The 24,206-nt window shown below is 38.6% G+C and carries 25 protein-coding genes; 4 read left to right on the top strand and 21 right to left on the bottom strand.

The window, feature by feature from the left end; all coding sequences use genetic code 11:
• Window positions 1-146 precede the first annotated feature (146 nt).
• Both murC and V7068_RS01830 read right to left on the bottom strand, forming a co-directional pair.
• Window positions 147-1,451: a UDP-N-acetylmuramate--L-alanine ligase gene (gene murC, locus V7068_RS01835; protein ID WP_499710710.1), complete on the bottom strand. Its 1,305-nt coding sequence runs from the start codon at window positions 1,449-1,451 to the stop codon at window positions 147-149.
• A gap of 235 nt (window positions 1,452-1,686) precedes the next feature.
• A complete protein-coding gene (locus V7068_RS01830; protein WP_499710709.1) occupies window positions 1,687-4,314 on the bottom strand; it encodes a DNA translocase FtsK in 2,628 nt (875 codons plus the stop codon).
• A 405-nt stretch (window positions 4,315-4,719) separates the two neighbouring features.
• Here V7068_RS01830 and V7068_RS01825 point away from each other — a divergent pair, with 405 nt between their 5' ends.
• On the top strand, window positions 4,720-5,136 hold the full coding sequence (locus V7068_RS01825) for a hypothetical protein (protein WP_499710707.1): 417 nt from the start codon (window positions 4,720-4,722) through the stop codon (window positions 5,134-5,136).
• Window positions 5,137-5,203: 67 nt separating this feature from the next.
• On the opposite strand, the gene V7068_RS01820 is transcribed toward V7068_RS01825, so the two are convergent.
• The 4 genes from V7068_RS01820 to V7068_RS01805 all read right to left on the bottom strand — a co-directional run bounded on the left by V7068_RS01820 (window position 5,204) and on the right by V7068_RS01805 (window position 8,068).
• The gene (locus V7068_RS01820) at window positions 5,204-6,001 is read right to left on the bottom strand and encodes a DUF1444 domain-containing protein (RefSeq protein WP_499710714.1); all 798 of its coding nucleotides are present in this window, start codon (window positions 5,999-6,001) and stop codon (window positions 5,204-5,206) included.
• A gap of 85 nt (window positions 6,002-6,086) precedes the next feature.
• A complete protein-coding gene (locus V7068_RS01815) occupies window positions 6,087-6,398 on the bottom strand; it encodes a thioredoxin family protein (RefSeq protein ID WP_119116892.1) in 312 nt (103 codons plus the stop codon).
• 58 nt (window positions 6,399-6,456) lie between these two features.
• On the bottom strand, window positions 6,457-6,975 hold the full coding sequence (locus V7068_RS01810; RefSeq protein WP_499710705.1) for a DUF84 family protein: 519 nt from the start codon (window positions 6,973-6,975) through the stop codon (window positions 6,457-6,459).
• Between the two features lie 19 nt (window positions 6,976-6,994).
• The gene (locus V7068_RS01805; RefSeq protein ID WP_499710703.1) at window positions 6,995-8,068 is read right to left on the bottom strand and encodes a M42 family metallopeptidase; all 1,074 of its coding nucleotides are present in this window, start codon (window positions 8,066-8,068) and stop codon (window positions 6,995-6,997) included.
• A 168-nt stretch (window positions 8,069-8,236) separates the two neighbouring features.
• On the opposite strand from V7068_RS01805, the gene V7068_RS01800 reads away from it, so the two are divergent.
• Complete coding sequence (locus V7068_RS01800) at window positions 8,237-8,557, top strand: hypothetical protein (protein ID WP_499710702.1); 321 nt, start codon at window positions 8,237-8,239, stop codon at window positions 8,555-8,557.
• Window positions 8,558-8,714: 157 nt separating this feature from the next.
• Here the strand turns inward: V7068_RS01800 and V7068_RS01795 are convergent, their stop codons facing one another.
• Both V7068_RS01795 and trmB read right to left on the bottom strand, forming a co-directional pair.
• Window positions 8,715-9,563 carry a YtnP family quorum-quenching lactonase gene (locus V7068_RS01795; RefSeq protein ID WP_252287030.1) on the bottom strand — a complete coding sequence of 283 codons (849 nt, stop codon included), beginning with the start codon at window positions 9,561-9,563 and terminating at the stop codon, window positions 8,715-8,717.
• A 94-nt stretch (window positions 9,564-9,657) separates the two neighbouring features.
• The gene (trmB, locus tag V7068_RS01790) at window positions 9,658-10,296 is read right to left on the bottom strand and encodes a tRNA (guanosine(46)-N7)-methyltransferase TrmB (RefSeq protein WP_499710701.1); all 639 of its coding nucleotides are present in this window, start codon (window positions 10,294-10,296) and stop codon (window positions 9,658-9,660) included.
• Window positions 10,297-10,501: 205 nt separating this feature from the next.
• Between trmB and V7068_RS01785 the strand changes: the two genes are divergently transcribed.
• Window positions 10,502-10,780: a YtzH-like family protein gene (locus V7068_RS01785; protein WP_127761681.1), complete on the top strand. Its 279-nt coding sequence runs from the start codon at window positions 10,502-10,504 to the stop codon at window positions 10,778-10,780.
• 1 nt (window position 10,781) lies between these two features.
• On the opposite strand, the gene V7068_RS01780 is transcribed toward V7068_RS01785, so the two are convergent.
• From V7068_RS01780 to V7068_RS01730, 11 genes are all read right to left on the bottom strand, one after another.
• Window positions 10,782-11,561, bottom strand: a complete 780-nt coding sequence (locus tag V7068_RS01780) for a phosphotransferase family protein (RefSeq protein WP_252287032.1) — start codon at window positions 11,559-11,561, stop codon at window positions 10,782-10,784.
• Between the two features lie 270 nt (window positions 11,562-11,831).
• On the bottom strand, window positions 11,832-12,821 hold the full coding sequence (locus tag V7068_RS01775; protein WP_499710700.1) for an NERD domain-containing protein: 990 nt from the start codon (window positions 12,819-12,821) through the stop codon (window positions 11,832-11,834).
• Window positions 12,822-12,838: 17 nt separating this feature from the next.
• Window positions 12,839-13,396, bottom strand: a complete 558-nt coding sequence (thpR, locus tag V7068_RS01770) for an RNA 2',3'-cyclic phosphodiesterase (protein ID WP_252291250.1) — start codon at window positions 13,394-13,396, stop codon at window positions 12,839-12,841.
• A gap of 303 nt (window positions 13,397-13,699) precedes the next feature.
• Window positions 13,700-14,557 (bottom strand): D-amino-acid transaminase, encoded by an 858-nt coding sequence (gene dat / locus V7068_RS01765; protein WP_499710699.1) that lies wholly within the window; start codon window positions 14,555-14,557, stop codon window positions 13,700-13,702.
• A 15-nt stretch (window positions 14,558-14,572) separates the two neighbouring features.
• Window positions 14,573-15,982, bottom strand: a complete 1,410-nt coding sequence (pepV, locus tag V7068_RS01760) for a dipeptidase PepV (RefSeq protein ID WP_499710698.1) — start codon at window positions 15,980-15,982, stop codon at window positions 14,573-14,575.
• A gap of 130 nt (window positions 15,983-16,112) precedes the next feature.
• On the bottom strand, window positions 16,113-16,598 hold the full coding sequence (locus tag V7068_RS01755) for a DedA family protein (RefSeq protein ID WP_252295519.1): 486 nt from the start codon (window positions 16,596-16,598) through the stop codon (window positions 16,113-16,115).
• A gap of 182 nt (window positions 16,599-16,780) precedes the next feature.
• Complete coding sequence (gene lepB / locus V7068_RS01750; protein ID WP_499710697.1) at window positions 16,781-17,329, bottom strand: signal peptidase I; 549 nt, start codon at window positions 17,327-17,329, stop codon at window positions 16,781-16,783.
• Window positions 17,330-17,474: 145 nt separating this feature from the next.
• Entirely contained in the window at window positions 17,475-17,783 is a 309-nt protein-coding gene (locus tag V7068_RS01745; protein ID WP_252291256.1) for a hypothetical protein, read from the bottom strand.
• A gap of 85 nt (window positions 17,784-17,868) precedes the next feature.
• Window positions 17,869-18,573 (bottom strand): DsbA family oxidoreductase, encoded by a 705-nt coding sequence (locus V7068_RS01740; protein WP_499710696.1) that lies wholly within the window; start codon window positions 18,571-18,573, stop codon window positions 17,869-17,871.
• A 135-nt stretch (window positions 18,574-18,708) separates the two neighbouring features.
• Window positions 18,709-19,161: an RrF2 family transcriptional regulator gene (locus V7068_RS01735; RefSeq protein ID WP_499710695.1), complete on the bottom strand. Its 453-nt coding sequence runs from the start codon at window positions 19,159-19,161 to the stop codon at window positions 18,709-18,711.
• A gap of 284 nt (window positions 19,162-19,445) precedes the next feature.
• Window positions 19,446-20,774, bottom strand: a complete 1,329-nt coding sequence (locus V7068_RS01730; RefSeq protein ID WP_499710693.1) for an RNA-guided endonuclease InsQ/TnpB family protein — start codon at window positions 20,772-20,774, stop codon at window positions 19,446-19,448.
• Window positions 20,775-21,324: 550 nt separating this feature from the next.
• Here V7068_RS01730 and V7068_RS01725 point away from each other — a divergent pair.
• Entirely contained in the window at window positions 21,325-21,546 is a 222-nt protein-coding gene (locus V7068_RS01725; RefSeq protein WP_119116910.1) for a DeoR family transcriptional regulator, read from the top strand.
• A 76-nt stretch (window positions 21,547-21,622) separates the two neighbouring features.
• Here the strand turns inward: V7068_RS01725 and V7068_RS01720 are convergent, their stop codons facing one another.
• Entirely contained in the window at window positions 21,623-22,336 is a 714-nt protein-coding gene (locus V7068_RS01720) for a pseudouridine synthase (RefSeq protein WP_499710713.1), read from the bottom strand.
• Window positions 22,337-22,535: 199 nt separating this feature from the next.
• Window positions 22,536-24,143: a putative polysaccharide biosynthesis protein gene (locus tag V7068_RS01715; RefSeq protein ID WP_499710692.1), complete on the bottom strand. Its 1,608-nt coding sequence runs from the start codon at window positions 24,141-24,143 to the stop codon at window positions 22,536-22,538.
• Window positions 24,144-24,206: the final 63 nt, after the last annotated feature.

Below are 24,206 nucleotides of genomic sequence, written 5' to 3'. Positions count from 1 at the left end.
ATTTACCATATTATACATATTACTTATGATACAGCAGATTTTTAGCTCATTTCATATAAGACCGTAATCTCACGCTTGATTGACAATATTGTTTAACTGGACCTATAAAAAATGCCTCTAAAGTATAAATTTAGAGGCATTTTCTATTACTTCACTTGTAATAACTGCTCATAGGCCACCTGGAACTTTTGAATATCTCCAGCACCCATAAAAAGAATGACGCTATTTTCATGTTGTTGTAAAACAGACGTTTTATCTTCTTCAAGCAACTTAGCACCTGGAATTTTCTCTTGAAGATCTTCAATAGAAAGTTTTCCTTGGTTTTCACGAGCGGATCCAAATATATCACATAGGTACACTTTATCAGCTAAATTTAAACTATCTGCAAATTGAGTAATAAACGTTTGTGTTCTTGTAAACGTATGTGGTTGGAAAACAGCCACAATTTCACGGTTTGGATATTTTTGACGCGCTGAATCAATAGTCGCCGTAATCTCTGTTGGATGATGTGCATAATCATCAATTAAAATTTGACTACCGATTTCTTTTTCCGTAAATCGACGCTTTACCCCACCAAATGTTTTCAAGCGAGCTTTTACTATTTCTGTATCTAAACGCTCGTATTTACAAAGGGCAATCACACCTAAAGCATTTAGTACACTATGTTTTCCGAATGTCGGAATCGTAAATGTTTCATAAAAGGTATTACGGACATACACATCAAACGTTGTACCTTCTTCTGTAACAGAAATATTTTTTGCTTGAAAGTCATTTTCTTCAGCAAAACCATATAGAATGACAGGTACTTTCGCTTGGATGCTTTGTAATTGTTCATCATCTCCGCATGCAATAATACCTTTGTTCACTTGTAAAGCCATTGTTTGGAATGCATCAAAAACATCTTCAATGTTTGCATAATAATCAGGATGATCAAAATCAATATTCGTCATAATGGCATAGTCTGGATAATACGAAAGAAAGTGACGACGATATTCACACGCCTCAAATACGAAATACTCCGATTGCTCGACTCCTTTTCCTGTCCCATCACCAATTAAATAGGAAGTGGGCTTCACTCCACCCATTACATGAGCAAGTAATCCTGTTGTCGATGTTTTCCCATGCGCGCCAGTAACCGCTACACTTGTAAAGTTTTCCAAAAAGTCACCAAGGAAACGATGGTAACGAACAATTGGTAATCCTAATTCTGTAGCCCGCATAATTTCAGGATGAGTATCCGGAAATGCATTCCCCGCAATAACTGTCATGCCTGGCTTAATATTTTCTTCACTAAACGGAAGAATTGTAATTCCTGCTTTTTCTAAAGCTATTTGTGTAAAAAATTGTTTTTCATAGTCGGAACCTTGTACTTCCAATTTTAAGTCGTGAAGTACTTGTGCTAACGCACTCATCCCCGATCCTTTAATTCCCACAAAATGGTAAACAGTCATATGAAGAACCTCCACCAATCGTCTATCTGTATGACAGTATATGACGTCATTCGTTTATTTGTTTTCTGCACAATTTATCATTTCTTCAATATTTATTAATCAACAAATCAATATTATATCACTTTTTTCTTCATTCAACCATGTCAGCCAGATGGTATTTCAACATGACTTTGGTTTTTCTTGATAATTATTCCTTATTCGATTTCTTATTATATACAATTAAAGTCATATGGGTTCAATGATTCGCTGAATTCGCATCAAGCAAAAATTCTAATTCTTCCTCAGAAATCAATACTTCACGAGGTTTACTTCCTCTTGATTCAGAAATAATTCCTTGCTGCTCCATCATCTCTATCAACCTTGCAGCCCTGTTATATCCTACACGAAAGCGTCGTTGAATGCTTGAAGCCGAAGCAGCATGTTGGCTTACAACAAACTCGCATGCTTCTAAAAATAATTCATCTGTTTCTTCTGACACTTGAGCTCGACTTAATAAATCTTCCTGCTCAAATAAATAGTTTGGTTGTTGTTCATTTTTAACATGGTTCACAACTTGATCAATTTCATCATCACTAACGAATGTACCTTGCAAGCGCACTGTTTTCGATGATCCATTTTCAGCAAATAACATATCGCCGCGACCAAGCAGCTTTTCCGCACCGCCACTATCAATAATCGTACGCGAGTCCACTTGTGAAGATACAGAAAAGGCAACCCTAGTTGGAATATTGGCCTTAATTAATCCGGTAATGACATCCACTGATGGGCGCTGTGTAGCGACAATTAAATGAATGCCGCAAGCACGCGCTTTTTGAGCAATTCGGCAAATTGCTTCCTCCACATCTGCCGGAGACATCATCATAAGATCAGCTAATTCATCGATAATAATGACGATATATGGCAGCTTGTTCGAATATTGACGGGCAAGTTCAGCTTGTTCATTAAACTTCGTAATATCTCGAACACCTGCATGTACAAATAACTCGTAGCGGCGCTCCATCTCCTCAACCGCCCATTTTAAAGCTGCTGTTGCTGCTTTAACATCCGTAATAACAGGACTAACTAAGTGAGGAATTCGATTATAAGGAGCAAGCTCAACCATCTTAGGATCAATTAACATTAATTTTAACTCCTGAGGTGTTGCTTTATATAAAAGACTAACAAGCATCGTATTGATGCATACACTTTTTCCTGACCCCGTTTGCCCTGCAATTAAACCGTGCGGCATTTTACGCAAATCGGTTACAATCGGTTGACCAGAAATATCAAGCCCCATCACAACGGCCAATGGAGACGGGTGATTTTGGAATACATCACTTTCTAATACTTCGCGTAAAAAAACGGGCTTACTTTTTCGATTTGGAATTTCAATCCCGATTGTATGCTTGCCTGGAATAGGTGCCTCCATTCGCATATCTTGCGCAGCCAAACTTAATTTAATATCATCCATTAAGTTCGTTACTTTACTCACCTTCACACCTGGCTCTGGATACACCTCAAACTGCGTAACCGCTGGACCTTGCGTTACATTGACAACTTTCGCACGAACATTGAAGTTTTTCAATGTTTCGTTTAATAAAATCATTTGCTCTTCTAACCATTCGTCATCATTCTCCGTCATTGTTGAAGGTGTGAGCAATTCGATATCAGGAAACATATAGTACGGATTTTCTTCCATTTCTTCAGGTAAATCTGTTCCAATAGAAGTATCTGCTTGTTCAACATTTTCTGTTTCAACAATGTTTTCCACAATAGATGCTGCTTCAACGACGGTGTCCGGCACTAGTTGGATAATCGGTGTCTCTTCTTCTGCACTCGCCACCTCTGTTGCTTCCATCTTTGGCTTTTCTTCAATATTTGGCGTTGGGGAAGCTGTTTTCGGGACAACACTTCTTGTAACTGGCACAACCTTTTTACCTGTTCCCTGATAACTTGGAAAGTTCATGCGCTTTTGATCTTGCTTTAGCATAACAACATTAAATGGAATATGTTTTTTTCGCGGTTGTTCCTTCTTTGTTTCCCCTACTCTCGTATCTGCAGCTGCCGGCTCTACTTTCTCCTCTGCAACAACAGCAGGTTGGACAACCTCAGGCGCCTCTTCTTCCATCACCGGCGGTTCTATCGCTTCTTCTACGTTACTCTTTCGATAAACAACGGGAATTTCCGACTCCTTCTTTAGTTGATTAAAAGATGCTGACTCTACTCTCTCCTCTACGACAACAGCGGGTTGTACAATCTCAGGCAGCTCTTTTTCTATCACTGGCGGTTTTATCGCTTCTGCTGTGTTGCTCTTTCGATACAATACTGGAATTTCCGACGCCCTCTCTAATTGATAAGCAGAATCAGGTGTCGTTTCTAATTCGAATTCTACAACTTCCTCTTTCTGCCTTGCTTGCTTCTGCGGCCTATGAAACCCATAAATTGGAGAAGGAATTTCTGTCGGGCGAAATGGTTTCTTCGGTGTAACGGCTTTTAATTCTGATTCATGATGAACTGGCCTTGTCGCTTTATCAGAAAACTTTTGGTTAGGTTTTTCTTGAACAGGGACTTTCTCTGGCATTCGCGCCTCGTCCTTCACGCGATTATTACGTATCTTTCTTTTCGGTAATGGCTCTTCATCCGGAATCAGTGGAAATTTAAATTGTCCTTTTGGATATTGATACAAAACTTTCGTATCCGGGTCATTCATCGATGTACTTTTACGCTGTAAAGTTTGTTTCTCTTGTATATGTTCTCTTGGAGGCTTAGCCGCTTCTCGGTTCTTCACTTCATCAAAATCCGGCTCTTCATCTATGACAATTTCTTCTATCTCGACAGTCTCTTCTACTAAAAACCAATTTTTCATTTTTTTGAACCATTTCAAAATCTATCACTCTTTCTAGCTTATTATGAAGTTAATTCTACCAGTAATTTATAAAATATCGAGCAAAATTGTGTAGATTAGGAAATTGTATATATTTTTTCATAAGAATCTCCATGAAACTATTTCTATTATAGTAGTCCTAATCTATAATACGATATAAACAAGTATCATTATACAATTAAGGAGGTTTTTACCATAAAGGAAAATTACGTAATTTTCACTATTGCTATTGTAGCAGGCTTATCATTCGGCTTTTTTCAAATTCAGCTTCATTACTTCGTCATCGTCTTTATTCCGTTCGTATTTTTAATTGGAATAATCAAGCTCTATCCATCCCTTTTTGCTAATAATATCGATCGAATTGAAAAATTTCTCATTCTTAATAAAAAACAGCCTATCTATCAATTGACCTATGCCTTGGCGAACCACCTAGATACGGAAGCAAAAGAAGCATACAACAAGATTATCCTAAAATATACCCATCCCACAAAATTAGCACAATTCCAAGTGCTATATGCACTGTACAGAAAAGATATAAAAACGGCTAAAACGGTTTTAAACGATGTAAAACCACCCGAGCTCAAACTATATTATGAGATACAAATTGCTTTAGAGGAAAATGACCTAGAAAAAAGCCGCCTGCTCATTCAAAACGTAAAAAAGACATGGATGCAAAATGCTGTAGAAGCAGACATTCTTCACAAAGAAGGAAATTTAGAACAAGCTAGAATCTATGCCGAACAGTCTATCAAAAGAACAAGAGGCATTCAAAAGTATACGTTAGCCAAACACTTTGAACCTCTTTTAAACAAAGCTGCATAAAGTGAAACTTTCATTGAATAAAGAAACAAGACTGCTTTCGTCAATGAGCAGTCTTGTTTCTTCAGTATTATTCACGTTTTTTATTTTTTCCTAAGATGAAGATTGGCTCTAACTCGCCTTCTTCATATAAAAATGAAAGAGCCGTAATTGGTACATGTCCGCTTGCAAAGAAGCTCATCGCCATTTGGGCCAAAACATCGTAACCTGTGTCATTTTGCACATCCGCAATAATAATGACATCTTGATGAGGAATAGCCAGTGCCATCGTTCCTTGAATATTTTCCTTCATCTCACGAAGCCAAGCGTCATTCACAATGCGACTTGCGTCGTACCCATCATTTGTATTTAAGAAATAAAACGTATTACCCGCAACCGTATCAGTTTTAACTTCTGTTGAAAGTGAACGTACGTTAAAACGGGCGACTTCACGAATTCGCTCGGCTTGCCACTGTTCACGCTCTAACATGCGTTCATCGATTAGACGATACGTATTGCCTAAATCAAGTGCATAGAAAACGCGTGTCTCCGCTGTGTGCTCATCGAATAGAAAAGAATTTCCTTCTTCTGCTTCGGTCGGGAAAGATGTCGAACGAATAACAGGAAATATCGATTTTTCCTGTCCAGCCATTCGATGTTCTTCCCCCATAACTTGCAACGCTTCCTCTACATAATAAGCGACTTCTTCAACAGCCTTCTCTTGTACTAACTCGTAATTCGCAATGACTCTCGGTAATTCAATGGTGATTCCTTTACCTGTTTTCACATTCTCAATTCGTAATGTATCCTGTTGACTATTAAATTGAAACGTGCGACTTTCATCTTCTAATCGTTCCTTTAATAAGTTCGTTAATTTCTTGCTGTTCATTTTCATGCTTAAGTCCTCCTTTGCAGAAAAAATGAGAAGGGCCCCCTAGTTGAGAAAGGGCCCCTCCATTAATGGAAGTTTCACATTATAAACCTTGAATGAAATCCTCAATTTCTTGTTGTGTTTTACGGTCCTTGCTTACAAAGCGTCCTAGCTCTTTTCCATTTTCATAAGCGATAAAACTTGGAATACCAAACACATCGTTTGCAGCGCACACATCAATGAATTGATCGCGATCTACATGAATGAACGTAAACTCAGGAAACTTCGCTTCAATTTCAGGTAGGATTGGTTCGATTACGCGGCAGTCTCCGCACCAATCTGCTGAAAAAAGAAAAATATGTTTCCCTTCATTTTTTAATGTCTCATATTGTTCTTCTGATTGTAATTGTTGCATGTTGTCATCCTCCCCTTTCATAATGTCATAAGTATGATTATACCAAACTGTGCACGCTTCAACCATTGATATACAATCTCTGATGATATTCATATTGTCCAAGCAGCATGCTCATGATATGTTCAAACATTTTCACTCGCGTCATCCGCTCATTTGTAAACACACCAATGGCCCCTTCTTTTTTACGAATATTCGCTTTTTGAGTAAAATCATCCATCACAGGACCAAGCTCTTCACCCTGTTCTAACCGTTTCGCTACAACATCGGGTAAAACGATACGCGCTCCACCTGCAACCCAAACTCCACCGTCTCTAGTTGTCATCGCTCCCCAATTACAAAGGAATAAGCCCTGCTTCGTTTGCACGACTCCCCCTTCAAGACCAATTCCAATCTCTGCATCGCTATGCTGCAAACAATTTTTCGCGCGATTGACGGCACCTTCAATCGTTTCTTCATCTGAAAATGGTTGAGCAGACACACCGCTTTCTACTGATAAAGAAAGCACCTCTGCTTCCGAAAGCACCTTCATCACAGCTTCGACTTTCGCTGGATTCTTACTACCTACAGCTACTCTCATGTTGATACACCATCTTTTCTTATCCGTTATTCTTAATTGTTTCAAATGTTGTTTTATCACATGCACGCACTAATTTTCCAATTAATTCGCGTGCGGCTGCATAGTCATCTACATGCATAATTGAAGCATGCGTATGGATATAGCGGGCACAGATGCCGATTACCGAACTTGGAATACCTTCATTGGCAATATGTACTTTACCAGCATCCGTTCCACCTTGAGATACATAGTATTGATATGGAATATTATGCGTTTCCGCTGTATCCAAAATAAATTCTCTCATTCCTCGATGTGTAACCATCGTTCGGTCAAAAATGCGCAATAATGCACCTTTGCCCAGTTGACCAAATTCCTTTTTATTTCCTGAAGCATCATTGGCTGGACTAGCATCTAATGCAAAGAATATGTCAGGCTTAATAAGTGAGGCTGCTGTTTGCGCTCCTCGTAAGCCAACTTCCTCTTGAACCGTAGCCCCTGAATAAAGAGTGTTCGGTAATGTTTCCCCTTGTAAATCTTTTAACAATTCAATAGCTAATCCGCAGCCATAGCGATTATCCCACGCTTTAGCAAGAATTTTCTTCTTATTAGCAAGCGGAGTAAATGGGCAGATTGGGACAATTTGTTGTCCGGGTTTAATGCCAATTTGTTTAGCATCTTCTTTATCATCCGCACCAATATCAATTAACATATTTTTAATATCCATTGGTTTAGCACGAAGCTTCTCATCTAACAAATGTGGGGGAACCGAACCAATGACTCCAATTACCGGTCCGTTATCCGTAATAATTTGAACGCGTTGTGCCATCAGCACTTGGCTCCACCAACCGCCTAATGGCTGAAAACGAATCATACCATTATCCGTAATAGACGTAACCATAAAGCCAACTTCGTCCATATGGCCTGCTACAAGAACAGTTGGACCATCTGCATTTCCTTTTTTCAAGCCGAAAATACTTCCAAGACGATCTTGAACAATTTCATCTGCATATTTTTCAAGCTCACTACGCATAAAAGCACGAACAGCATGCTCATTACCTGAAGTACCAGGCAATTCTGTTAACGTTTTAAATAGAGATAAAGTTTCATCATTCATTTTGATTTCCCCTTAACTTACGATTTTCTTTCCTACTCTATATTCTACAGAAATTTTTAGGAAGTTACCATCAGACTCACTTGGAGAAAACTTCAAATTATTAGGCAACCTTTCCATTCTTCTGTATACTAGAAAGTAAGAAATAAAAAGGACATTGGAGGAGACACAATGAATTGGAAAAGCTTTTTATTAGGTGCTGCCGCTGGATTTGCTGCTGGAATCATCACAAAAGAATTACTTGGTCCATCTGGACATGCTTCTCCAGAAAAAGTACTAGCAGATGTTAAAGAAAAATTGAAGAAAAGCGGTCAAATTTACGGCTCATGGATTGTGATGAAGCCCGAAACGTATATAAAAAACGACGTGGAATATGAAGTATATAACGGTGGAATTACACGGAACATCGATGACAAACGTGAGCAATTTGAATTTGTGGCCGATGCTAAAACCGGAACATTATTGGAATTGAATGTACGAGCTGCCGATTAATTTTGTTTGAAAGGCTGATATTAAATCAGTCTTTTCAATATTTATGTACTACACTACTTTTCATGCGCAATTCGAGATTAATGCACAAACACTAAACAAGCCATGCATTATATGCACAGCTTGTTCTTTCTCCACACTTATGGAAGTTTTACTTCATTTACTCTCGTATCCGTTTTACTTCAGCAACAATCTCTTTTCCCGTTTGATCCCACTTTAGCGCACGATAATACGCATCATGATAGAAGCTATACCATACGTTATTCGCTAAACCATATTGCATCCATTTTTCTTTAGCTGCAATCGATGTCATTGGATAGTCGTCATATGCCATAACCCAAAGTACATTAGAATGGGCATGTGTAGGCATAATATCGGCCATATGAATAAGCTGTTCTCCTCCATTTTCAATGACAATAATCGAATGCCCATCGCTATGGCCGCCCGTATGAATCATTTTTACACCTTCTGTAATCTCCTGTTCTGTATTAAATGGGCGAACTTGAGTAGCAATCGCTTCCCAGTTTTCACGCCAATATGTACTTTTAGAGCGAATATTCGGGCTTCTCATTTCATCCCATTCAATTTGTGAGGTAATAATTTGAGCCTTCTCAAATACAGATACTGGCTGGTCATTCACAAGCTTCGTTAAGCCGCATACATGATCAAAATGTAAATGTGTCATTAAAATGTAATCGATTTCACTTGGAGCAATGCCCAGCTTGGCCAAATCTTCAACGACCTTAGATTCTTCTGTTATACCATAATTACGCTTTTGTTTATCCGTGAATTTTTCACTGCCAATTCCAGCATCAATCAGCATCTTTAAGCCATTTGCTTGCACAAGAATTGGATCTGTTCTCAGTTCAATTTGATTGTTTTCATTTGATGGATATTTTCTAATCCATAATGGTTTAGGTACCACGCCAAACATCGCACCGCCATCTAAATTTGTAACCCCGCCATTTAACCAAGTCAAAGTAATTTCGCCAATTTGTAAAGTTTCCATTATACCCCTCCTTATCAACAGTTTAACATTAATATTTCAAAAAAATAACAATTTTCCACAAAAAAAGACATCTTAATAGATGCCTTTTAATAGATTATTGAAATCTTGTTTCCAATCGATAAATTCGATCGCCTTTACTTGAGAATTTCTCTTCATATTCCGTCATAATATTTCCTTCAAACTCACTGTTATGCAAATCTAGGCTAATAAATGTAAGCAGCATACCATATTCTGATATACTCATTAACGAAGACTCAAACAATCCTTGATTATCCGTTTTGAAATGAATCTCACCTTGATTTGGCAAAATATCCTCATAAATGCTAAGGAAGGTTTTATATGTTAAACGGCGCTTTGCATGGCGTTTTTTCGGCCATGGATCGGAAAAGTTTAAGTAAACACGATTGACTTCTCCTTTGTCGAAGTAATCCCGTAAATTTACAGCATCTATATTCATCAACTTTAAGTTCGGTAATTCATTTTCAACTAATAGATCTAATGCTGTAACAATGACACTTGTAAAGACCTCAATTCCAATGAAATTGACATTAGGATGAGCTTTTGCCATTTCTGTAATAAAACGACCTTTTCCTGTTCCTACTTCAATATAAATTGGATTGTTATTTCCAAATACTTCTTGCCATTTTCCTTTATGGCTTTCCGGCTGCTGAATCACATATTGCGGAAAATCTTTTAAACGCTCTTCAGCCCATGGTTTATGTCTTACACGCATGATGACACCCCTATAATTCATAAATTTCATTCATAACATAATATAACTCAACAATTATTCGTACAAGCGGGCAGCTTCTATCCTTTTTGCTCGTATAAAACGTTCGAGAACACGTACTATAAGAGAGAAAGGCCCTATAAAACAACATGATTCATTTTGAATTTATTTAAGCTAAGCTCCTACCCTAAGAAACGAAGGTGAATATATGCCATTATCTCACGAACATCAACTTTCATTACTAACAGATATTCTCAGTAACCACAAAACTGATTGCTGCGGGTCCGTTTCTGAATGTGAACAAGTCAAAAGACTTGCCGCAGCTTTGCTCGGCAACCAACACATCGATAGTCATGTCAAAACCATATTGACTGATATTTATACCTACAGTCAAAATGGAATAAATACAAACAATTTAGAAGAACATATTACCTCACATCAAGACAGTTTAACTCAGTGGGTTGATGACATTCATCAATTCAGTTAGTTTAACTCGCTAAAATATTAGCGAGTTTTTTAATCAGCTGATCTCTTTCTTCTATTCGACTTTTCGTATCATGCCATTTAATCGACAATAGCGCTTGTGAAGTGGTATGCCATTTCATTCTCATTTCCAAACATGCATCTAACGTTTTTCCATAACGCTCTAGCCACTGCCCCCATTGTGAACGCGGCACATAAGAATACAAAAGCATACCTAAATCAATCGCTGGATCAGCAATAACAGCTTCATCCCAATCAATTAAGAATAATTCATCATTTTCTGTAATTAACCAATTGTTATGATTCACATCACAATGACAAACAACCCATTCATCACATTCAATCAATAAAAGATGGTTTTTCAGAAAAAGAATGCCTTCCTCAATAATTGACATTTGCGCTAATTCTGTAGTCAGTTCTGTAGTAATTTGTGTAAGTATACTCTCAGGTCTTAAAGGAGATTTTCCAAGCCGCTTTAGCATGCTTAGTAACGGGGCTGACTGATGAATCTTTTGCAGCATCTCCGCTACACGATTATCATTCATTTCCCGTTGAGACAATTCTCTGCCTGGAAGCCACTGCTGAGCCGTAATCACATCTCCATTCTCAAGGCGTCTTGTCCACATTAACTTGGGAACAATCCCCTCAGCTGATAACACAGCAAGAAATGGCGATGAATTACGTTTCAGGAAAAGTTTTTGATCATCTTTAACAGCAATGAACGCTTCTCCTGTAGCTCCTCCAGCAGGAGAGATTTCCCACTCCTGACCTAATAAATGTTCCAACTGGTTCACCTTCGATTTCCTCGCTTAATAGACAAGCATAAGTGCCGTTCAGCCACACAAGACTGGGCGCTAGAGCTAAACATCTGTATTCATTATTTCTACGTATATAAACATACATAATGTATGCATTAATCACCAATAAAAAATAGCTATTGAGCAATTTTACAATAGCCATAAAATAAATTTTAGTTGAAACCTTGTTTCCTCGTCAAGTAGTATACACAGATTCCCCTTAGAAAACATGCTGATTCATTAAATTACCATCATAACTTACGAAGTTTGATTATCCTCAATCTGCTCGCTATCTTCTACTTGCCATTCCATTCTTTTCGCTGATGTTGTTTGACAATACTCCAATAACGCCTGTGCACCTTTTAGTTGCTGATGCTTCAAAGGAGCAGATCCTTTACGAATTTTTTCAAACCAATCTGGAAAACTCCGCTTATCAATAATCTCTGTACCATACGGAGCAAGCGGATAATCAATGTAGCCATTACGTGAGAGAACGACCTTCTTAATCGGTAGTGTCACTTCATATAGCTGAAAAAGCTGCGATACAATGTTCTCCATTCGATTAGCTGAAATCATTGGATTTAGTACTTTTTTATTTGGATACTTATGGTGCCTGCGTAACCAGAACTTTTCACTAGAGCCGGCAAACGCAGCATCTTCTTCCGCTTCTAAAAACGTAATACACCAAGCATCGGTCGGTGAAATGACAATGATGTCCACCTCGACAGGAGCGTTCTTCAATCGAAATACCGGCTTGTACATGACAAGAAATGTATCAGGGAATCTTTGTAAAAAGAAGCGCAGTTTTTCATCTAAAAAGAAGGAAGAATCGGCAAATGATTTTTCATGAATCGTTGAGCTGCCCCACTTCATCTGAAAGCGAAGCAATTGATTCAAAAAGGTTTGCTTTAAGTCCGCTAAACTCCCTATATCAGCAGGAATATGTAAGGAGAAAATATTATCTCCTCTTTTTGGAACCTCAGTTTCTACTTTGACTTCTTCCTCCTTATTTCGGCGGAACATTCCTTTCACCCTTTTGAAAATGCCTTTTTTCTCCTCTTCGTATGCATTTTCAATCAAGTCCGCTTCATAGGACGGGCTGAATAATTGCTCTAATTCCCCGTCTTGATACGCGGCTTTTAACTTATCCCATTGTTGTTTTTTTAATCTGATAAACTGTGACGGATATCGATAAATATCCTGCTCATAGCGCGATACATAATCTTGCAATTTTATGAGCTGTGCCATCTACATTACCACCAGTCTTATTGTAATTGTATGGAACAAATCGGTTCATACGATGGCGATGCTCCGATATGTGTTTGATACAGTGTAATTGCTGAAGCTAAAAAGCGCTTTGACTCTAATCCTGTTAAAGACGAAGCTTGCTGGAGTGAAAAAGCTTCCTCCCCATTATATTTTCGCGCCAATGTAATATGCGGCTTAAACGGTTTAGGATCAAGAGAAAAGCCCGTTTCTAGACAGGCTTGATACACCTTTTTTTGAACATCAAACAACCTTTGTTCAAACTCTACGCCTGCCCATAAAATACGCGGATAATCGTCTCTCCCAAACGTTCCTATCTCATCCAGAATTAACGGAAAAGCTGCTTCCTTTTCTAATGTTCGTTTCACACGGGCTGCTGCTTCGTTTCGCATCGATTCTGAAGCATGTCCCAAAAAAGCCATCGTAATATGATAATCGGCAGGATGGAGCCATTTCTTAAATGGAAATGCCGTTTTAAGTTGTTCTATTCGACCATATAGCTCTTTTTTTAGTTCATCCGGCAACGTTAAAGCAAAGAAAAAGTGAGTATTCGCCATGCTAAATGCATCCCTTCTAAAATCTTTTATATTTTAACATACCATCAAATCTTTTATAGGTGTTTCATGTAATGAAATTAGAACTGATATAATGTTCTCATACAAAGTTCCATACTAGCTTTTACTTTATCTATCCTATTTATAGGGTTGCTAACTAAAGAAATATTTATTTAGAAATCGACCACATCGATTTAAAACAAAAAAGGCGATGTTGATTAAACTTTTGTATTACATATGTGCTTTTCCCTTTATACCCAGAACATAAAAAAACTCCTGCCACATTTGGACAAGAGTTTCATTCCATTACGCTTTAAGCATACCACATTGTCTTTCAATTTCTTCCCGGAAATAGACTTGCAATTGTCTCGTAATTGGACCTGTTTGTCGATCGTTGATAATCTTCCCGTCAATGCTGACAATCGGAGTCACTTCCACACCTGTACTTGTGTACAGAACTTCATCTGCTGCCAGCATATCGGCTATAGAAAATGCCTCTTCTACAACTGGGATGCCATTTGCCTGACAAAGCTGCAGCATCACTTGACGAGTAATTCCATTCAAAATCAAATTGTTCGCTGGATGTGTTTTCAGCGTACCATCAACAATAATAGAAACATTGGATGAACTTCCTTCTGTTACTATTCCATCGCGGTGCAGTACTGCCTCCGCACACCCTGCTTCCACAGCTTCTTGCTTAGCCAAAATATTACCGAGTAAATTCAAGCTTTTAATATTGCAGCGTAACCAACGCACGTCATCTGTTAGTAAAGCTTTCACACCAGGCTTCACCTCTCCAGCGTATGGTATTTCCCTCGTATAAGCGACAAAAACAGGCTCCACCTCTTCAGTTGGAAAAGCATGATTTCGCGGTGACGCGCCTCTCGTTAATTGCATATACACAATCCCAAATGTCAGTCCGTCTTTCACAATCAATGCCTCTAATTTCTCCTTTAACTCATCTAGTGTAAACGGCACTTTTATACGAATAAACTTAGCACTCTCAAACAAGCGCTTTAAATGCATCTCACTCGCGAATAATCGACCATTATAAATACGAATTACTTCATACACGCCATCTCCAAATTGATAACCGCGGTCCTCCACATCAATTTTTACAGCAGAACGAGTTATTAACTCACCATTAAAAATTAAATTCCCCATATTTGTCTATTCTCCTTATCTTGCTAATTCATAAATCGCGTGCGCATAGATGGCCGCTGCCTTTAACATATCTTCAATTTCAATATACTCATCTTTTTGATGCGCAATATCTTCACTCCCAGGAAACAACGGCCCAAATGCTACCCCTGCCTTCAGCGAACGAGCATATGTGCCGCCGCCGATGGATAGCAGCTCCGCTTTTTCTCCTGTCTCTTCTTCGTATACTTTTTGTAATGTTTGAACTAAGAAACTATCTTGGTCTACATGATGAGGCATAGAGTTTGAAAAAGATTCAACACGCCATTGAAACTTCAATAGTTTTGCTGTTAATGTCTCTTTTCCTTTTCCCCAATCAAATGTAACAGGATAACGCATCGTAAAACCAATGCTGCTGTCTTTACCTTTTGAATAAATAAATTTACCAGCATTAATCGTTAAATCACCAGTGATTTCATCATGGTATGCTATACCTAGTGTATCGCCACGCGAATCTTCAAACAGATAATCGCGAATGAAGGTAAAATAAGTTTTCGCGTGTTCATCTACCTCTAAATCTGCTAAAAAGGAAGCTAGAAACAGCCCTGCATTCACACCATTTTTAGGCTCCATTCCATGAGCAGCCACACCTTCAAGTTCAAATGTGATCTGGTTTTGCTTAATCTCACTCTTCCCTGTTAATGAATGCTTATGTAAAAATAATTCGTAATCCTGTTTCAGTTCGGTCGTTTGCACCGTCTCAACTGTTGCAATCGCATAATCCGGCACCATATTCATGCGTCTACCTGATGAAAATTCAATCACGTTGACCGCTGCTTTTTCTACATGCATCGCTGGAGGCTGTACGATTGCAAAATCCCATATGCCTTTTTCGGCATAGATGATGGGAAAGTCCGCATCCGGTGCAAAGCCAAGTGTCGGCATTTCTTCTACTTCAAAATAGCGGTCCACACAGCGCCAATCAGATTCTTCATCCGTTCCAATAATCATCCGAACCCGTTTATTTAATGGTAAATCTAGCTCTTTAATTACTTTCATCGCATAATAAGCAGCCATCGTCGGTCCTTTATCATCAATAGCACCGCGAGCATATATTTTACCCTCTCTAATTTCCGCTCCATATGGATCAGAGCTCCAGCCATCTCCCTCTGGTACAACATCAACGTGGCATAAAATCCCTAACAATGCTTCACCTTGTCCCATTTCAATATGACCAGCAACATGGTCTACTTCTTTCACTATAAAACCATCTTTTGCTCCTAAATCAAGCATATAATCAAGAGCTGCTTTGACCCCTGTACCCAATGGAGCCGTTTCAGTTGCATCATTCTCATCTAATACACTTTTAATTTGTAATAATCGTTGAGTATCTGTTAATAAATCTTGCTTACGTATTTCTATTTCGTTTTGCCAATTAATCTTATCCAAAAGTCGACACTCCTCACTTCGATTTCGCTTTTATTTTAGCATAATGCTTCTGTCTCGACTCACTATTCCCTTTTTTAAGAATTATTAAAACAAAAACAATACCGCCCTCTTTTAAACAAGAGCAGTATTGTTAAGCTAACACACCTATAAAATAACCAAAACCTATAAAAAAAGAACACCAACTAAACGCACCAACACAAGCAAAAAGGAGGTATTTACGTTGATTCATGCCACTCATCCCAGAAAAATAGCTTGCAAGATGACGTATCCCTGGAATAAAATAAGCAATCAATAATGTCCACGGACCATAGCGAAGAAACCAACGTTCCGTCCGCTTTAATCGTGCCGGTGTTAATCGAAGCCATTTTCCATACTTGTCTAAAAACGGCCTTCCAATTTTCCGTCCAATATAATAGCTAACGAGCATCCCTGTCATAGAGCCAAGAAAACTAACGAGGAGTGCTCCTTGACAATTCAATACTGAAATAGAGGATAAGTAACCGACAAATGTCATCATCACCTCATCCGGTATCGGTAGTCCAATAATACCAATTGCCAGTAATCCATAAATTGCAAAATACCCATGTTGAGAGATTAATTGCTGTACTACATCCATCATTTGCCCTCATTCCGTTACAAGACGTGCTTCAATACCATTCTACCTTAAAACCCATTATGAAAAATAGGTAATAATTAGATTTTATATGCAGCAGGACAAAAGAAACATATTTAAAAGGCTATATGGTACTCAGTTTGAACCAAAAAAAGACACCTCAATCAAATGAAGTGTCTCTAACATTATTTCACAAATTTAATTTCATCCACTGGCCAGTACACAAAATTTGCTTTACCAACAATTTCGTCAACTGAGACTGTACCAATTTCACGGCTATCTAAGCTATTACGGCGATTGTCTCCCATTAAAAATAGTTTACCTTCAGGTACCGTTGTACCACCAGTAATCTCTTCAAGAGTAAAATTTTCTGTTAATAGCTCGCCGCCCAATTCTGCCTTATATTCGTCTAAATATGGTTCCTTATAAGCTTTACCGTTAATATACAATGTATCTTCTTTATATTCGATGTGATCTCCCGGCAGACCGATTACACGCTTAATATAATCACGCTCTTCCGTTGCATGGAACACGACGACATCGAACCGATTGATATTTTCAATATCGGTACCAAACTTATTCAAAATAATTCGTTCACGATCTAATAAAGTTGGCATCATCGATTCACCGTCTACAACAATTGGTGCAAAAATATATGTACGAATAACAAAAGCCAAAATAATAGCAATGGCAATTGCTTTAACCCACGAAAATAATTCTTTAGCTTTTCCCAATCTATGTCCCTCTTTCTTCTAAAAAATTCTTTTAGTCATTATATCATACTCCAATCGATTTCACGCCACTATGAATACTCCCAAAAATCCCTTTTATTAAAGAAAATGGTCGTAAGCAATCTCGCTATCTACTCACGACCAGTAATCAATAGGATGATATATGATCGGCTGCAATTAACAGAAGAATCATTAGGACATGTAAAAAAGCTACAACTCCATATACAGAGACTTTAAATTCAGGTATATAAAGCGCTAACGGGAGTAAAATCCATGTTGCCACTCCAAGTGCCCTAATTACGGTTCCAATTCTCTTCGCTAATAACTGTTCATTTCGAGGATGATAAAACTCGCCATATCCTGCAATAAACGAGACTTGTTGCTTTTTCCACACATACGTCCCTGTTCCGAATAAAAATAGGCCAACTATGAAGATAAATAATAACTTAAGAGCCATTACCTTCACATCCTTTTTCTTCCATTATAACTAATAGACGAAAAAAAAACGAATTTCCACTAGAGGAATTCGTTTTTTCGTTATACTATTCAATATTACATGAACCATCCGAGCAAGCATTTGCATCAGTCGATTCGTTCACCATTTGAAGCGGCTGTTCCTCGGTCCACACTTTTTGCAATGTATCCAAAAAGACCTCTGTTGGCTGTGCTCCAGAAATACCATATTTCCGATTAATCACAAAGAATGGTACACCTCGCACCCCTAATAAACTTCCTTCTTGCTCATCCGTTCTCACTTCAGCTGTAAATTGATTGCCAGCTAACATCTCTGCTACTTCCGCTTGATCTAACCCAACTTCCGCCGCAAGTGCTGCCAATGTTTGATGATCACCTATATGCTTGCCTTCTGTAAAATAAGCTAAGAACAAACGCTCATTCACTTCTTTTTCCTTACCTTTTGTCGCAGCAAAATGCATGAAACGATGTGCATCAAACGTGTTCGTCAAAATCGTTCGCTCTAAATGATACTCTAATCCTTCTGCTTTCGCTTGTGCGGTTAAATTGTCATTGGAGGCCTTTACTTGCTGAGCAGTCATATTATATTTTTTCATTAACATCTCATCTTGACTCATTTTCACGTCACGCTCAGCTTGTGGATCTAATTCGAAACTTTTGAAAACAACTTCTACTTGATCTCGATGAGGAAACTGCGTTAACGCCTTTTCAAATCGACGTTTTCCAATATAACAAAATGGACATTGATAATCCGACCATACTTCTACTTTCATGAGGAGCCCCCTTCATTTAATCTGATACTTTAAAAAGCACATTTTATTCAAAAGAAAATGCAATTAGCTTACACTAACTGCAATCATTCTAAGCGCATTATATCGATTCCAATCTTGGAAAGCAATTGATTGGCTTTAATTAAAACATTCTTGCTCACTATAACTAAAATCAATATTTTCCATAAACTGCTCTAACGTATATTTCTTTAATTTATTAATCATTTCGAATTCCGCTTCATTTAATAATTCTTCTAAAGCATGATCCAACTGCTTGCCAATTTCTCCACATTCAGGTGTATCAGAACAAATCAAACATTCCGGTCTAACGGCCTCATATACATCTCCCAATGTCAATTCATCGGATGGAACCTTCAAACTATAACCGCCATCTCTTCCTTCCTTCGTATCAACGATTCCGGCAGCAGCAAGCTGAGCCAGCACCCGGCGCAAAAACGTGGCATGTGAATTCACTTGTAAAGCAATCTTGGCACTCGTCAATATCCTTCCGCTTTGTGCAAGCCAAACAAGTGAATGAATAGCAATCGCAAAACGAGGCGGTCCAATTTGCTGATTTCGATTTCCAGACATCCCTCTTCCCCCTTATTCCTCAACCTTCCCTTCTTACCATTATACTATTTTCATTTTTTCTGAACAAACGTCTCAGCCTTATCACTTCATTCCCATTCATAGCATCTATAACGGTCTGCCCTGTCATATCGTTTAGCATCTGACCACTCCCATGGCTAAAGCCACGGGGTTCTTTCTCACAAACACCCCACTTACCACCTTCCATAAGAAGAGGCAGAGGCAGGACTTGGGTGAGCAACACTTGAGAGAAAAACAGTCTTTCAAGTGGGCAAGGTCTGTGCCGACTACGCCGTTCGACCGGCGATACTTTTTCCTGTTGGGGGCTTGTCCTTAAGAGAGGAATCTCCTTGTTTTTTGGACAAAAAACGTTGATACCAAACAGGCTGTTTAAACACCACAGAAACAAGTGGTCGGACGGCCATGTGATGTTGTTTACGTGCAATATTTTGAGCACCGTTTACATCACGATGGATTTCTGTTTTGTGAACAGAACAAATAAACGTTCTTCCCTTTGCCCGATGTCTACCTCCGCAAAACGGACAGTCTTGAGACGTATAGCTTTCTTCCGTTTCTGTCACATGGATGCCTTTTAGTTTCGCTTTATAGGTGAGCTTTTGTTTGATTTTCCCTTGATTCCACAGGGACAGTTGTTGTCTTCTCACTTTGTTCTGTTTTCGTTTCTTTTGTTCGTTCTTCTTAGTCCCTTTTTCAATACCTGACACGTTTCCGATGACCAAATGCGTCACTTTTTCCGCTTCCAAAAAGACGACAATCTCTTTGGTCGTTTTATGTTCCAAGGCTTCGAGTTGATTTTTACTTGTTTGGCGTAGGCGATTTCTGGCGTCTTTGTACTTTTTCCGTTGACGGGATCCTTTGTTACAACGGGACATTTTCTTGCTTAAGTCCGCTAAAGCCTTGGCACGGAATTGAGAGATACTGCGCATTGCACGTCCTGACATGATAAGGGCACGATTTTCAGTGGCCACCGCGACCGCATGAATTTCTCCTAAATCTCCACCTGCCACTTTCTTCTCATACGTAGACAGATCTTGTTCAGGAACTTGAACCGCATAACAAAACCAATACGCTCCCTTCCGCCAGACAATTTCCGCATAGTTACATGCGTCTAAGTGTTCTTCTGATCGATTGGGGATGACGACCGATGTATGTTGCTTCGGAAACTTTTCGTTCCAGTTTTTCTTTTTCTTCTTCGTTAAAAGGTCAGAGAGGGAGAATCCATGGTCTACTTTTTTAATCGTGATGGTGTCTGTTGAAATTTCCATAGAAGCTTTTTTTAAGGGGATACAATAATAATATTTTCTTCGCCACGGATATTTGGCTTTTTTATCCGTTTTTCTCAGCTGTCGAATCGTTTCACGGTTCGCCGCATACTTATCTGCAATGGCTTGAACCGTTTGCGAATGAAGGTTGTAGGTTTGTTTTCGAATCGCTTGAATCTCGGTTTTACTTACCCACTTTTGACAAGCAAAATAATAGGAAGTAGCTTCCCGCACGATATCATTCCAAACGGAGGCCGCTTCTCGTTGCATCGTTCTTAATTCTTTGTATATGTTTCGATCATAAGGAATTTGAAAGGAATGAGTGACAAACAAATCGTTTTGCCTCCTTTCTCTTTTACTTACACTCATTATAGCGGAACATTTGTTCTTAACACAAGAGTATATCCTATAAAAAATCGAACCTCTGACGTGTCATAAAACACGCCCGGTTCGACCTCACTCCCATCTCATCCCTAAAGGGGGTGTGACTCACACCGTAATGGGCTTTCTCGTTCGGAAAATCGGTAAAAAACATATAATCATGCAATATTTTAGTGATTAAGGATATTATATATAATAAGTGGAAACATTTTTCACTAGCTTTTTTTTAAAAAAGTGTATTAAATAAAGGTGAAACAGCATATACTTTTACCAAATAAATGACTAAATATCCAATATTTCGATAATTTCGAACTTTCAAGTAGAAATTATCCAAATATAGAGGTAATATTAAATAAAGGACATCTTATTGTTTCTGGAAGTTTCCGAGGAGTTGTAGGGTGGGTCCCAGCAAGATACATAGAGACAGCCCGAAGCTGTCCGACATATCGGTTGTTTTCATTTGTTCAACAAAACCAATGAAAAATAATTAAGGAGTGATTGTTTGAAACCTTCAACAAATCGCATGTTAACCCGTATTAAATCCGTTTATATGTTTATCAATGACAACGGTACGGTATCTACTCAAGAGATTGTAGAAGAATTTGGTATCACTCCTCGAACAGTACAGCGCGATTTAAATGTCTTAGCTTACAATGACCTGGTTAAAAGCCCAAGCCGTGGCTTCTGGACAACAACTAACAAGAAGGTAAAGATGTCATCTTAAACAAAAATCGATCCACCCGAAAATCGATGTGTATTATATGGAATGAGGCCGACATATTGTCCGCCTCATTTTTTTGCTATTGACCTCTCTTCAAGCTCTCTAGTTCCTCATCCGTCAATTCCCGATACTCTCCAAGTTCAAGCTCCTCATCTAACTGTAAGCTTCCCATTGACAAGCGTTTTAAATAAATCACTCGCTTATCGACAGCTTCAAACATCCGCTTCACTTGATGAAACTTCCCTTCCGTAATCGTCAGCTCAATGTCAGATGTTGGTCCTGATTTTAAAATAACGAGCTCACCTGGCTTCGTTAAATAGCCATCATCCAGGGTCACACCTGCTCGAAACGCTTCAATATCCCGCTCCGTCACTTCTCCTTCAATTACTGCAAAATACGTCTTCGGTACATGCTTTTTCGGAGATAATAATTGGTGGGCCAACTGACCATCGTTTGTAATCAGCAATAACCCTTCTGTATCTTTATCCAAACGTCCAACTGGAAACGGCTCATAGATGGAATCCTCAAGCCCCAATAAATCAATAACCGTTTCTTGATAATGGTCTTCTGTTGCCGATAATACACCGGGCGGCTTATTCATCATTAAGTACACAAATTCCTTATACTCTATCTGCTCTCCGTGAACGGTTACAATATCTTCCTCCGGCTTCACATGCAGCTTTGCATCCTTAACGATGGCTTCATTTACTTTCACTGCTCCAGATTTCAGCAATCCCTTTACTTCTTTTCTACTTCCGTATCCAATATTCGCTAGTAATTTGTCAATTCTCATATAATCTCCTTTTTCGATTCCATAAAGTGAAACTCCCATCAGCGGGGGCTTACTGCCCGTTAAGTGTGGGGGAAATTTCATACTAATATTCTCCGTCTAATAGGTTGGTATCTACCTGTCAGTTTATACTTTCCATCTGGTAATTTATGTACTTTACCTGTAAAAAAATCAGAAAAAGCGGAGGAAGCTCCTCCACCTTCTATAATTTTAATCGTTTTTGTAAACGCTCGATTCGACTGCCAAATAATCGGTGAGCCAGCTTACTTTTTAAAGCAACGGCTGCGTAAAAAAGACCGCCAAAGCCAACACAAATCGCAACTATGACAATCGCCTGCCATCTGATTTCTACATCAAGGAACAACTGCAAGCCACTTTCTACAATCCAAACAATTAAAGCCATGCCAGTTGTGAAAGCAATAATAAGCAGTGTTCTACGTATAAGAAGATTATAGCGATAGCCTGTAAAATAAGAAATGAAAGCTAAATTTAACACAACAGCTGCTAGGAACCCAAGAGTTGTAGCATAAATTGACCCCTTCGTTTCAAACCATTGAATCAATGGAATGTTCAAACTTAGCTTAATCAAAAAGCCAACAAGCAAACTCAGTACGGTAAACTTTTGTTCATTAATTCCTTGTAAAATAGCGGCTGTTACCGAAAATAAGGCAAATAAAATAGCTGTTGGCGCATACGCTTGAAGCACCTCTGTACCTAATGGATTATGACTATAAAAGGCTGAATAAACCGGATCCGCCAACACAGACATCCCCACAACAGCTGGAATCGTTAAAAATAGTAAAATCTGAAATGATTGATCGAGTTGATATTTAAACAAATCATGATTTTGACTGATATAAGCCTTTGTTACCGATGGTACAAGCGCCATGGAAAAACCCGTTGCAAGTGTCATTGGAATGATGACAAGCTTTTGAGCATACACATTCAAAATCCCTAATGCATCTTCAGAGATATTATCTAAACCAATAGAAACCATAGCTCGGTTAAATGTCAAAGCATCTACTTGTTGAAATAAAGGCATAGCAATCCCTACAAACACAAACGGAATCGACGATAATAAAATCTCCTTATAAATTTGTACAAGTGAAATATGAACCGTTCCTTTATCTTGCGAAAGTAACTGATCTAATTTCGGCTTTCTTTTTTTCCAGTGCCACAAAAGCACAGCCAGACCACCAACAGCCCCAACTGTTGCTGCAAATGTCGCGATACTAATAGCTGTCACCAATTCGCCGTCCATAAGCTTTAAAACAACATATACACCCGCTAAAAGGAAAACAATCCGAACAATCTGCTCTACTACCATGGAAACGGCAGAAGGTTCCATCTCTTCATGCCCTTGCAAGAACCCGCGGATAATACTCATAAACGGAACGATAATAAGTGCAAAACTAATGGCACGAATGACGGCCGTTGTATCTTCAACCGGCAACGGATTCTCCCCAACCGTAACAAATCCCGCATAGAACGGAGCCATTGAATATAATGTCAAGAATGAAAGAAAACCAGTTATCATCATTAAAAGTAAACTGGATTTAAATAGCTTTCGACCTACAGCATATTCTTCTAACGCATTATATTTAGAAATAAACTTCGAAACAGCAAGGGGCATCCCCGCTGTCGCAAAACTAAGAAAAATGGAATACGGAACATATCCATATTGGTACAATGTAGCCCCTTTGTTGCCAACCATCGCTTCAAACGGGATTAAATAAAACAATCCCAAAACTTTTGATAAAATTGAACCAAGCGTTAATATAAAAGCTCCTTTTAAGAACTTAGACGACATATAATCCCATCCTGCCTATATCAGTTACATTGAGAAACTCATCGATATTCTAACAAAGCTAAA

Source organism: Bacillus sp. JJ634, from assembly GCF_036962285.1.
Taxonomy (GTDB): Bacteria; Bacillota; Bacilli; order Bacillales; family DSM-1321; genus Peribacillus; species Peribacillus asahii_A.
This window is presented reverse-complemented; position numbering and strand designations above follow the sequence as displayed.